Annotated in this window: 9 protein-coding genes; all 9 read right to left on the reverse strand. The window is 44.6% G+C overall.

What is annotated here, in order from left to right:
• Positions 1 to 226 precede the first annotated feature (226 nt).
• Positions 227 to 691, reverse strand: coding sequence for an isoprenylcysteine carboxylmethyltransferase family protein (locus tag FDW94_RS01095; protein WP_137377006.1), 465 nt, complete (start codon positions 689 to 691; stop codon positions 227 to 229).
• A 265-nt stretch (positions 692 to 956) separates the two neighbouring features.
• Positions 957 to 2,405 (reverse strand): EAL domain-containing protein, encoded by a 1,449-nt coding sequence (locus FDW94_RS01100; protein WP_137376995.1) that lies wholly within the window; start codon positions 2,403 to 2,405, stop codon positions 957 to 959.
• 513 nt (positions 2,406 to 2,918) lie between these two features.
• Entirely contained in the window at positions 2,919 to 3,614 is a 696-nt protein-coding gene (locus FDW94_RS01105) for a fimbria/pilus periplasmic chaperone (protein ID WP_048226424.1), read from the reverse strand.
• Positions 3,611 to 5,218: a fimbrial protein gene (locus FDW94_RS01110; protein ID WP_137376996.1), complete on the reverse strand. Its 1,608-nt coding sequence runs from the start codon at positions 5,216 to 5,218 to the stop codon at positions 3,611 to 3,613. Before FDW94_RS01110 ends, FDW94_RS01105 begins: the two co-directional genes overlap by 4 nt.
• A gap of 10 nt (positions 5,219 to 5,228) precedes the next feature.
• Entirely contained in the window at positions 5,229 to 7,721 is a 2,493-nt protein-coding gene (locus FDW94_RS01115) for a CS1-pili formation C-terminal domain-containing protein (protein WP_137376997.1), read from the reverse strand.
• A gap of 58 nt (positions 7,722 to 7,779) precedes the next feature.
• Complete coding sequence (locus tag FDW94_RS01120; RefSeq protein ID WP_137376998.1) at positions 7,780 to 8,457, reverse strand: hypothetical protein; 678 nt, start codon at positions 8,455 to 8,457, stop codon at positions 7,780 to 7,782.
• Positions 8,458 to 8,509: 52 nt separating this feature from the next.
• Positions 8,510 to 9,097, reverse strand: a complete 588-nt coding sequence (locus FDW94_RS01125; RefSeq protein WP_003830835.1) for a common pilus major fimbrillin subunit EcpA — start codon at positions 9,095 to 9,097, stop codon at positions 8,510 to 8,512.
• Positions 9,098 to 9,695: 598 nt separating this feature from the next.
• Positions 9,696 to 10,415: a Crp/Fnr family transcriptional regulator gene (locus FDW94_RS01130; protein WP_137376999.1), complete on the reverse strand. Its 720-nt coding sequence runs from the start codon at positions 10,413 to 10,415 to the stop codon at positions 9,696 to 9,698.
• A 278-nt stretch (positions 10,416 to 10,693) separates the two neighbouring features.
• Positions 10,694 to 11,440 (reverse strand): glutamate-5-semialdehyde dehydrogenase (gene proA, locus FDW94_RS23685; protein ID WP_249358215.1); only part of this gene is annotated, 747 nt, incomplete at its 5' end.

An 11,440-nucleotide genomic window follows, 5' to 3' on the forward strand; every position in this document is an offset into this window, starting at 1 on the left:
GAGTCGAACCTACGACCTTCGCATTACGAATGCGCTGCTCTACCAACTGAGCTATATCGGCCCTGATAAGGACATGCCCACGAATGTGAACACGGGGTAGAAGGTTAAAACTAACCGGGCGATGCGTCAATGGCCTTGCGAATCAAACGCCTAATTTTGCATCATCCGGTTTCAATAACGCACGAATCGTGTCGTCACAGGCTTCCTTGTACGCGGCAAGGGTATTCTATAACCAGCGGCGAACACGCTGCTCATAGCGTTTCCATTCCGGCCCGAAATGTTTTCGTAGTTGTTCCTCTTCAAAATCAATATGTAATCTGGCAACCACCAGTATAAACAGCGGTGCAGCCAATATTCCAATCAGGCTACCGACGTAAAGAGCAAAAGCTAACTGGAGTCCACTCATTCCAAGATAGATTGGATTGCGGCTCCAGGCATAACATCCGCCAGTAACAAGCGTGGTCGATTTCTCTGCATGCAGTGGGTTTAGCGTCGTACGTTTCTTCCGCATCTGCCACGCGGTATGCAGTATCATCGCCAGACTGACGCTAGCCAACAATGCACTTATTACGATAGTCACCGCGCCAAATGTGAAACGCGGGATCGCCGTCAACGCATCCGCGATGAGGAATAATAACAGGATGAGTGGTGGTGGAAGCCAGACTCTTAATTTTGTCAGGAAATGACGCATGGCTGCGGACAAACCTCAGTACCTGTTTGATTAACGCTGATATCACTATAAATACCCCGTTTAAGATACATAAACAAACGGTGCGTACTTCACTGTAGGACTTTTTACTTAACCAGACAGAAAGGCAGCGATGCAAAGACGCCCATACCAGAGGCGTCCGCCCCTGGTGTTTAGGAAAAAATCATGCTGCAGGCCATGTCAGCTCAGAGCACATACTCGTTTAAAGGTTTTACCCTTCATATGTAAAAACCGTGTCAAAAATGAATTACGTAGATAAAGGTGAATCCGACGCTGATTCAAACAAATCTACAGACTGCTGGTAATACCGGATAAAATCATTAAATGTCACCGGCGGTAGAAACTGATACCCCTGCAGATAGTCAACATTATTTTTTCCCAACCATTGTTGCTGATAGTCATTTTCAACGCCCTCAGCCACCGTACGTAACCCCAGAAGTCCTGAAAGGTGAGTAATTGACTCGAGCATAGGGATATATTGATCAACCTCTTTAATTTCCTTAATGAAGCTTTTATCAATTTTGATTACATCCAGGTCTAACTCATTGAGATAGCAGAGATTAGCGTATCCAGTACCAAAATCATCCAAAGCGAACAAAACACCTTTATTTCGTAACGAACGAATAAGTTCTTTGATTGCAGGAGTGATCGTGAACGTCTGGTTCTCTGTTATCTCTATCATCAATTTTATCGGAAGACCTTGCGTTATCTCCATAAAATTAAGACATTCCCAATAGAATACGGGATTATTTAAACCTGACGGACTGACATTAAAAGAAACGAACAGTGTTTTATTAATGCTCGCGCCTCCAGAGACAAGATTGCTCGCAACAGCGGTCATTAAATAGCTAGTTAACTCATTGATTAAGCCACTTTTTTCAGCCAATGGAATAAACTCTCGCTGAGAAATAGCATAGTTATGTCCCTGTGGCCAACGAGCCAAGACCTCAACGCCACAAACATCGCCCCTGATATTCACGATGGGTTGAAAATAAGGAATGATCTCCTCATTCCTTATTGCCATACTCAGTCTACTAGTATCCGAAACATCATATGCGTCAGTGTAAACTGTATCCCCACTCACATTATTATTGATTATAGAACCTTCATTTAATAAATTATTTCGGGTTAAAAAGATAACAGTTTCATTAAAATTAGAAAAGCCGAGGCGAGCAGTAATTTTATCCCGATATCGATACACTGACTTAATTGTTAGCGAATTAGCAATACAGAAATCATGCAGTTTTTCTTTTGTGAATGATGAATACAGCATTTCTTCTTCAAATTCAGTCAAGTTAAAAGTAAACATCGGTGAGTCTTTATTGACTTCCACAACTTTGTCAGGTGCCAATAAACTCTCTTTTAATTGAGCGATCAACTGCTCCGACAATTCCCCCCCATTGATAAAGGAATAGTCTTCATATCCCCGATTAACAGGCAGGGTTTCGCACATCCGCAGAACAATACAGTGTATGTTGATGAACTGTGTACTGTTTCTCTGAAGCCATTTTTTGACCAATAATAATGGTAACCGGTTATCGATCACCAGCAAGCAGGACGGATATTGCGACATAACTGACTGCGTGCCAGAAATAAATGTCCGTGCATCGATCAATACCAGATTTGGTAACCATGCTTTTATTCCTGAAAAAAGGAAAGTATCATAACTGAGCAGAAAAATTTTTTTCGTATTCATAGTTATCACCAACTTAAATTTATGGCATAGCAGGTCCCTCGCTCTATTCACGAGAGAATATACAACACCTTCGACCTCCAATAATCATAAGGCGATTCGTGATATAACTTTATCCATAAGCCATATCACGTAAATTCAGAATTTATAATCACAGTTATCCATATGAGTATTCTCATCACACCGTAAATTCCATTTAAAAATTGAAAAAGAAAAAACTCCATTTCTTAATCAGTACAAATCCCTTTACTCACTTTCACTTCATTACAAAACAAAAAGCTATAAATACAAAATTTACAAAACATATAACTACAATGGCCAACAGAATAACATATTACCGTAGTTTATGCTGACCGACAAACTAAGAGAGGATGTCGTAGATCTTGTATTCATAAACATTTCCGGCAATATGCACGACATATTGTTTCATCGACTCTAAATTTATTGCTACATTTTCTATAGCGAGTGACAGTATAGGTTCAATATATAATCAGGGCATATTGGTTCAGCCCCCCCCTAATGATTAAGTTTTAAGCAACCCTGACCAACGGGTAGGTATTTCTGCAACGCTACGATAAATTTCCGGTTTTTTGTTTTCAACTCACTACTATGCCAGGTCTCCCCCGGTAACACATAACGCATGGTGGCTTCATCATCAGTTGAGTGACACCCCTGGTGTACGATAATTTTGAAAAAAGTATTCCCTGTGTTTTTCAACGTCCCGTTTATCTCATCAATGGTGTAGGCCAGGTTCATTTTCCTCGGACGAACGACCAATATGGTATCCATAGCGATCACCGGGAGAGCCTGTCCGCCTTTCCCTTGATTACGCTCGGTAAACAGCGTTATCGGCATTTCACGAAACAGTATTCGGTAATAGCGTTCTTTATCATCCTGCGGGCCACGATAGAAAATCTTAAAAAACTCACTTGCCTGCGGTGCCAGTGAAAAACGGAGCGGAGTAAACAAAAGTTCGCCTTCGGCAATAGCACTTCTGTTTTCACCTCCCGGTCCCGGTTTATCTATTTTAACTGCGCTAATACTGTACACGTTCTGTTTCTGGCTATCGTTATAGATTCGTTTACTGATAAATGATTTATCCGATGGCATCTCATAAATAGTCGACTCCAGATAGACTGCCTGTGCGGAGAACACCGCCAGCCCGGAAAGCAAGGCCAATATCCATCTTAGCGCCAAACGACAGTGGCTCATGGCGTCACTCCCACCCAATTCGCCGTCACTTTTATCTCTCCGCTGGCACTGACAACACCTTCCCAATCCGCACCGGAAACGGTCAACATCGAACGCGAATCATTCATTGGGAAAAGCAATTTTAAATCAGTCGCAAAGTAGCTTCCATCATCTGTATTATTTGCGTCCCAGGGCGTCTGTTGCCATTGCGCATCTCTCATGCTGATCGCCGCTTCACTACAGCTATTTCGTTTCTGTACCACGCCACCCGACTGACTGTTGTACTGAAGAAAGGCGGGAATTGGGACAGATAACCCACCTTGCGTAGAAGTGAACAGGCAATAAGGCACATTGTTTATCGTCGTACTTTCCCCAATAACTTGTGCGGTAATGCTATCAGCCTGACGAGGCCCCGAGACCGTCACGGTGTAATCCATCTCAATCGGAGCGGTCTCGCCAATTGTGCCGCTGCCGCTTGCCGAGGTGCTGTTATCCGATGAGATAATACTGATCCCATATTCCTTTGGAACAATATTGAGCTGTAGCGAAGGAGTAAACTGGTAATACCCCGACTCTGGCGTCACGCTATTTGTAAAAGCAAATGTAAATGGTTGGCTGTTGGTGATACTGACGCCACGATCCACCATATTTTTCAGGAATGTTTTCGACAGAAAAACATAGACATACTCACCACTATTACTAAAAATATTATAATAAACCGACGTCGAGCTAAAGTTAGTCCAGGTTTGACCATCACCAGAATATTTTATTGTGGCAGCCGCAGGCGTAAAACCGAGCAAACCGCTATCCGCGTACATACGAATACGTAGTGAAGCCGTCAGATTGCTGGTTTGATTTAAATTATATGAAATCATCTTACAGATAACACCATCTTCACGACTGACCACACCCAGCTCACAATAACCACTGTCTTTAGTGATGCTCGGGGTGCCATCACTGGCAACCCATAACTCCTGAAATGCATTGGTAGAAACCAAAGATAAATGACCTATTTTATTTAATGTATAAGGTCTGATATACCAATTACCGCTGCTCTGGTCTTTACAACGTTGCCCAGCCGCATAATCATAGTCAATCGTGGTTCGACAAAAATTAAGGTTATATGTCTCTGCGCTTCCGACCGACATATTGCGAAAGTATTCATACGCCGAGTCTGTCAGCGATGCAAAACCATAATATCCACCGGCTATCCCGGATCCGGTTGCTTTGGTGTGATAAAAACCAAATTGATCGGTTAGCTCGGCAGCAATATAGCCAGATGCAGGGCAATTAGCACCAGTGGTGCAACGAATACCCCGGAATGGTTCACTGATTGGTGAATTATCAATCCACATATCTTTATAATATGAGGTATTGGCTACCCAACCAACGATACCCATATATCCCAGGCTATCCTGGTCGTTTCCATATTTTACCCAGGTGTTCGACCCACTAATGCGAGGATCGAGGGAGGACGGGGTAATAAAGTATTCGTTATCAACATTGTTTTCTATAAACAAATAATTGTTATTGACCGCCGCCTGAGTGGATGCCGAGAGCGCCCAGGCAGATGGGGATAACACGGCAAAGGCACACCCAAAAATAAGAGATAGAGATTTATTCATTATTAATACCTTATCGTTGTGCCATCGTGGTTTGCGTTGCACATTTCACATCGCCAACCCACGCCGCGCCGCGTGCTTTTTCCAGATCCAGATCGGCTTCACATACCCTGCCATTGGCAGAAATTAACGTAATAACCGGATACTTTTTATCAATATCGATAGCAAACTCACCTTTTGCATCCGTACGTGTTTTACCGATGTGGTTATGAATATCGGTATTTGCAGCCAACTGTCCATCGGGATAACGAATGCGACCGAATACGGTGACCATGCTTTTCACTTCAGGGTTGATAACGCCAACGTTGCCCGGATAAAGCGTCAGTTCCTGTTTTCGCCCTGAAACAATATCGAAGCTGTCTTCAGAATTTTTATCATTAAGGATCTCCAGCTTGTACTGAGCATAGGGCGGCAGTGCAATGAAATTTGATTTACCGCTGAGAAGATAATTGCGGTTATTAATCTTCGCAGCCAGTTTCCCTTCGCCGGTCAAATCTGTTTTTACGATAACGCCAGAACGCTGCCTCTCTTTACTCAGGCCAAAATCTTTACCTGCCCACGCCAGAGAACCCTGGGAAGAGAAGTTCATATTGGTGGAGTTGTCAGCAGAACGCGTTACCGATACGGTGCCGGCATTATATTTCGTGTCATAACTCAAATTGCCGTTTACCGAATAATTATTGTCGTAATACTGTTCGCCACTCAGACGCGTTGATGCCGATAATCCGACCGATTTAATCGGCCCTTCAGCATACTGCTTGCGCGCGCTGAGATTACCCTGAGTACTGCCATAGCGATCCCGGGAGACGCCCATGCTCAACCAGGATGCCAACGGCAACGATAAATCCAGACTGACATAACGTTCCTGCCGCCCATCGTCATTCCGGTTGTTGTAGTAATAACGCTGAATACCTGCACGCAACCCAACCGTGGCATACCTGCCTGAATAAAGGGTCGTGCTGTAGTCCAGATTACGATATTTATTTCCCGAGTAGCGATTCTCCGTCTGACTCACGGTGAGCGAGCCGCCATGAGGAATAAACTTTCCGAGGTTAAGAGTTCCGCCAATGGAATAGTTATCACGCTCCTGCATAGGCAAGCGATCGCCAATTTTACTGTCTTCACGAGATGCCCAAAGGGAACCATATCCCTCAGGGACATTGAGATTAATGTTACTGATGTTTCGCCATGATGAATCGTTCGCTACCAACATCTGATTGCCAATACTGACGTATTCATTCACATTGAGCGTGACATCCGTTTCATTAACCGCATTGTTGTCAAAACCGTAGATCGTTGATTTCAGGCCCAGCCCCGACAATATCGCCATCGTCACCGATACGGCCCCCCCGGCAATCCAGGTCTGCTCACTACCCAAATCCTGATAGTGGTTACGCTTATAGCTCACCCGATCATAATCCAGCGAACCACCAAAAAACTGCCATGAGAGCTGATGAACTCCGGCAGCTTGTTGGCGAGCAAAGATCTTATTAACCCGGCTGACACGACTATTAATTGTCCGCCCATTGACCACGATATCTACCGTGACGTCGTAAACACCATACGGAAAGCGACTGGTATCAATTTCATAGCTGCCCATATTAAAGTTCTGCACGCTGAGCAAACGTCCATCGCGGAAGACATGAACCTCACCAGCGGCTGGCAAAAATACGGTAATCGGCGTGAGTGAAAGCGCGGTATTCTCAACAACCGTACTTCCTTTGTTCCCGTAGCTCGCACCGTAAATTTTCCCACCATTCAGCGCATTCAGGCTGGCAATAGACTGGACATTCCATGTATCAAGCATCCCCAGCGCCAGTCGATACCCTTCATAATCGCGCTCATACATCGCACGATAAAGTTTACTGGTACCATTGCTGTCACCGATACCGTAAAACGAACCGTTAACATTAATGTGGTGCTCCCGCAGCGATGTTGTATTGTCCATCGTCAGATAGCTGCGGGTACTGCTGCCATTTCGGTAATCGTTATAGTAGGTACCAAAGTTGTAGTTCAGGACGTTAGACAGAGTTTCAACGCTGGAAGGTCCAAGCAAGCTACTGCGCGCGACAATCGCTTCAGTTAACGCATCTTTGCTGACAATCATCTCCAGGTGAAATGATGAGACATTAAGTTGCAGTCGAGCATCATCTGACAGTTCAATATTCGTATTATCGTGAAACTTTACATCACGGATTTTTTCCACTAACGCGCGGGTTTTCTCGGATAACACAGCATTATTGGGCAATTCAGCAAGAGTCAGTGCTTTAACTGTAATATTGCCATCAACAAGCGAAATCACCGCATCGGCAATTTTTTGCTGACTTTTCTCATCAGTCTCGTTGTAACGGATATAAACCGGCACCGTCATTCCCTGCTCCAGTGAACGGGCGAAAGCGCTGGGAATAACGTAATTACCCACTTTTACTGGGGCTGCATGTGAAGTTCCTGGTGTCAGCGCAAGAAAAAGACAAATGCTACCGCCAACAATATATGTTGTTGTCATATGCATCCTTACAATCCGGTATTTTTATTTTTCCCGTACAGATGGCTGCTATTGACCATCACTTCACTGTAATAAACTGCTTACCGTGCCAGATACCGATGCGTGAGCGGCTATTACTAATGTCGGTGAACTGCAGTTTTATTTTTGTACCTGGCATAATGTAATAACGTTCACGACAGCCCCGCCCCTGATCGCGAGCATTATCTTTGCAAGCCCCATAGGCGATTACTCGAAATGAAACATTGCCAGTATTGCTAATAACATCACCATTACGGTTATATTCAAAACGTTCTTTTCGCGGCGCAACGACCAAAATCGTGCCAATTTCTGCTGACGCTGTCGCAACAGCCAATTTATTGGCCCGGGTTTCCGCGCTCTCGGTGACCGGCTCATCTATCCATTGCAGACGATAATAACGCTCGACATCATCAACTGGCCCTTTATAAAAGAAGCGAAAAACATCCTTTGCCTGACCAGGCAGAATTAGATTGGCAGGCGTAGAGAGTAATTCCCCGGAATTAACGGGTTTTATTTCGACTCCGCCCGCTAAAGGTGATGACAGTTGTTTTACCGATACGCTGACATAACGAGCCGAATCTGTCGTATTAGTGATTTCTTTCGATAATGAACTCTCAGCAGAAGTCATTATCGACGTGATATCACCGACGTTAATTGCCCAGCTGGAAAAAGAGATTACCAACCCTACCAACATTGCTGCTGATAAATATTTATTCATGACACCATTCCTGATAAATTCGGGAGAAATTCTCCTCCCGAACTTTTATTTCTTAGGCGGACGGAGTCGTCCAGGTTGCATTGAACTGTACTTTTACATCCCCAGTCCAATAGCCGTCTGGCAGTGCAGAGTAATCCGTTACCGGCGTGCTACCATCAGAAGTCGCAGACGCAATGGTGAATTTGAAGTTGGATTGATCGCTGACGCGGTCAGCACCGTTGTAAGCGCCATCAGCCATCAGGCTTTCAAGACCAGAAGTCGAGCTGGAATTTACCAGGACTGTATCTGATGAATTAGTCAACGCGGTGCCATTCCATGCCACTCCTACGTTCAGGGTAGACGCATCACCACTGGCGTTGGTCAGAGTATTGCTAATAATCTGAGCGGTCAGTTCAAAATCAGTTGCCGTTTCCTGGCCCTGAATAGTCACATCAAACGCGCCATCCTGGGAGTTGAAGCCATTCAGACCTTCCGCATACTGGAAAGTCAAAGAGTTCAGCGGAGTGACGACCAACATGCTGGTGGTATCTTTTGTTGCCGTCGCGTCCCACGAGGCCGTTGCAGAAGCAGTGACATCTGCCATTGCATTTGCCGCAACAAATACAGACGCCAGAGAGGTCACTAATAATAATTTTTTCATTTTTATCTTCTCCTAAGAACAAACTCACCACCGAGTCTTATTATTAAGTCACTCCAGCGGTTCCATTAATTGCGAGCCAGAATTGCCGCTCCCAAAAATTATCATTTGAATTAAGTAACATCTCAACAAACCCTGAAACGCAAAAATTACAAAAAGACTAAGAATTTTCCCACTAAAACGATAATCTAAGAAGTTTCCTAAGTTTAATTTACTTAAATAACACCATGAACCAGAACTATCACCCAAATAAATAAGACAAATCAAACAATTCATCTTTTTTATGTTTTTGATAAATATCAAAAAGATCATACAAATACCACGAGAGCAAAACCCTTACAAAACATAAAGATAATTAACACCTCCATAGTTTCTCTATAATGCTTATTATTTGTTGCAATTATGCTAAATTTTTAACGCCGCAAGAAAATTCTCATGATATATCCATTTGCGAGGGAATATTCTTATAAAAAAATCATTCACCTACAGAAACTACATTCTAATTGATAATTATTTGACAAAATTAAAACCAGGAATTTTCCATATAAAATGAATATTCCTGGCTTATCAGGAGAGATAATGATTATCGTTAAATAGAAAATTAGATAAAACGTTTTAAACCAAGATAACTATTAATAGTTACGGTACGTACCCTATGTAAGGTAATCAAATTCTGCTGTTCAAGTGATTTTAATGAGCGGCTAACGGTTTCAATTTTAAGATCGAGATAACTGGCAATTTCCTCCCGAGAAAATGGCAAGCGAAGCGTCGTTTCTGGCCTGCCGATGCGCAAATGCATCTCGTAAAATTCCACCAGGAAAGCCGCGATCCTGGCCTCAGCATGTTTATTCGCATAGCGCCGCAGTTTTTCAACAATGAATCCATTGTCCCTGCAGAGAAACTTTATGACTGCAGCAGCAACCGAAGGCTCCTTATCTGCTACCTTGAACAACCGCGCAATATCAATGTGGCAAACCTCTGCAGCCGTTGCCGCCTTAATCGTTGTCAGGTACTTCCCTCCTTCGACAGCATCCAGCGCCATGATATCTCCCGGAACATAAAAGCGGCTGATAAAAACGTTATCGCCACATTCCACGCTGGACTTGCAGTACCCCTCATGGATAACAAAAAGCATCTCCGCGGTTTCATCCTGCCGAGCGAGTATCTCCCCAGCTTTAAACCGCCTTCTTTTGTCTATTAATTTGTATTGATTATCACGATCAATCGCCGCTCCCTTTGGGCACAGCGAACAATGACGGGGAGGAAACGGGTTGCCAAGCGGCACAACAGGAATGCTAAGTTTGTGAATATCCGATTTCACGCAACAACTCCTCATAAAAATGAGATTGATTCTAATAGATCGGGCCATGGGAACAATACGTGAAACGAAGACCAGGAAAATTCATGCAGGCAGGGAAAATTCTGTGATCCGCAGCCTTCCAGGCGCCAGAGAATGCATAGGTCAGAACCAGACGGGTGCGGATGATGTTAAAAACGCAGGATAAAAAATGCGGCAGCGGGGTGAAGATTAGAATTAACTGGGTGATGCCTTAATAGCTTTAAAATTAAGAGCGCTATTATGGCATCGCCCGTTTTCAATTACGCCCGGACCGTGTCGTCACCGAAGCCAATCCACTTATATGTGGTCAGTGCTTCCAGTCCCATTGGGCCACGAGCGTGCAGTTTTTGCGTGCTCACCGCCACTTCCGCACCCAGTCCGAACTGGCCGCCATCGGTAAAACGAGTAGAAGCGTTTACATACACGGCAGAAGAGTCCACTTCATTCACGAAACGGTTGGCGTTGCTGAGCGTGCGCGTCAGTATGGCGTCCGAGTGCTGGGTACCGTGTTCGCGAATATGGGCGATAGCACCATCCATATTTTCGACCACCACAACGTTCAGATCCAGAGACAGAAACTCGTTATCCAGCTCCTCCGGTTTTAGCGACACCAGTTTGGCAGGGCCATGCAGAACCTGCATCACAATTTCATCACCGTGCAACGTAACACCGCTATCCGCCATCTTTTGGCTTAACGCAGGCAGGAAACGCTCAGCAATATCCTGATGCACCAGCAGAGTTTCTACAGTGTTACAGGTGCTTGGACGCTGGGTTTTGGCGTTAACGATAATCTTCAGGGCCGGGGCGATCTCCGCGGTATCATCAACATAAATATGGCATACGCCAATACCGCCGGTGATGACCGGGATGGTCGACTGCTCACGGCACAGCTTATGCAGACCCGCGCCACCGCGAGGGATCAGCATATCGATGTACTTTTCCATTCGCAGCATTTCGGCGACCAGCGCGCGGTCCGGGTTATCAATTGACTGTACGGCAGCCGCGGG

The organism is Citrobacter sp. wls757 (genome assembly GCF_005280935.1).
Classification (GTDB): domain Bacteria; phylum Pseudomonadota; class Gammaproteobacteria; order Enterobacterales; family Enterobacteriaceae; genus Citrobacter; species Citrobacter portucalensis.

What these genes read in the sequence shown, in the direction of transcription:
- FDW94_RS01095 (WP_137377006.1), bottom strand. Translation starts at nt 691, where the DNA reads ATGCGTCATTTCCTGACAAAATTAAGAGTCTGGCTTCCACCACCACTC.
- FDW94_RS01105 (WP_048226424.1), bottom strand. Translation starts at nt 3,614, where the DNA reads ATGAGCCACTGTCGTTTGGCGCTAAGATGGATATTGGCCTTGCTTTCC.
- FDW94_RS01100 (WP_137376995.1), bottom strand. Translation starts at nt 2,405, where the DNA reads ATGAATACGAAAAAAATTTTTCTGCTCAGTTATGATACTTTCCTTTTT.
- FDW94_RS01110 (WP_137376996.1), bottom strand. Translation starts at nt 5,218, where the DNA reads ATGAATAAATCTCTATCTCTTATTTTTGGGTGTGCCTTTGCCGTGTTA.
- FDW94_RS01120 (WP_137376998.1), bottom strand. Translation starts at nt 8,457, where the DNA reads ATGAATAAATATTTATCAGCAGCAATGTTGGTAGGGTTGGTAATCTCT.
- FDW94_RS01125 (WP_003830835.1), bottom strand. Translation starts at nt 9,097, where the DNA reads ATGAAAAAATTATTATTAGTGACCTCTCTGGCGTCTGTATTTGTTGCG.
- FDW94_RS01115 (WP_137376997.1), bottom strand. Translation starts at nt 7,721, where the DNA reads ATGACAACAACATATATTGTTGGCGGTAGCATTTGTCTTTTTCTTGCG.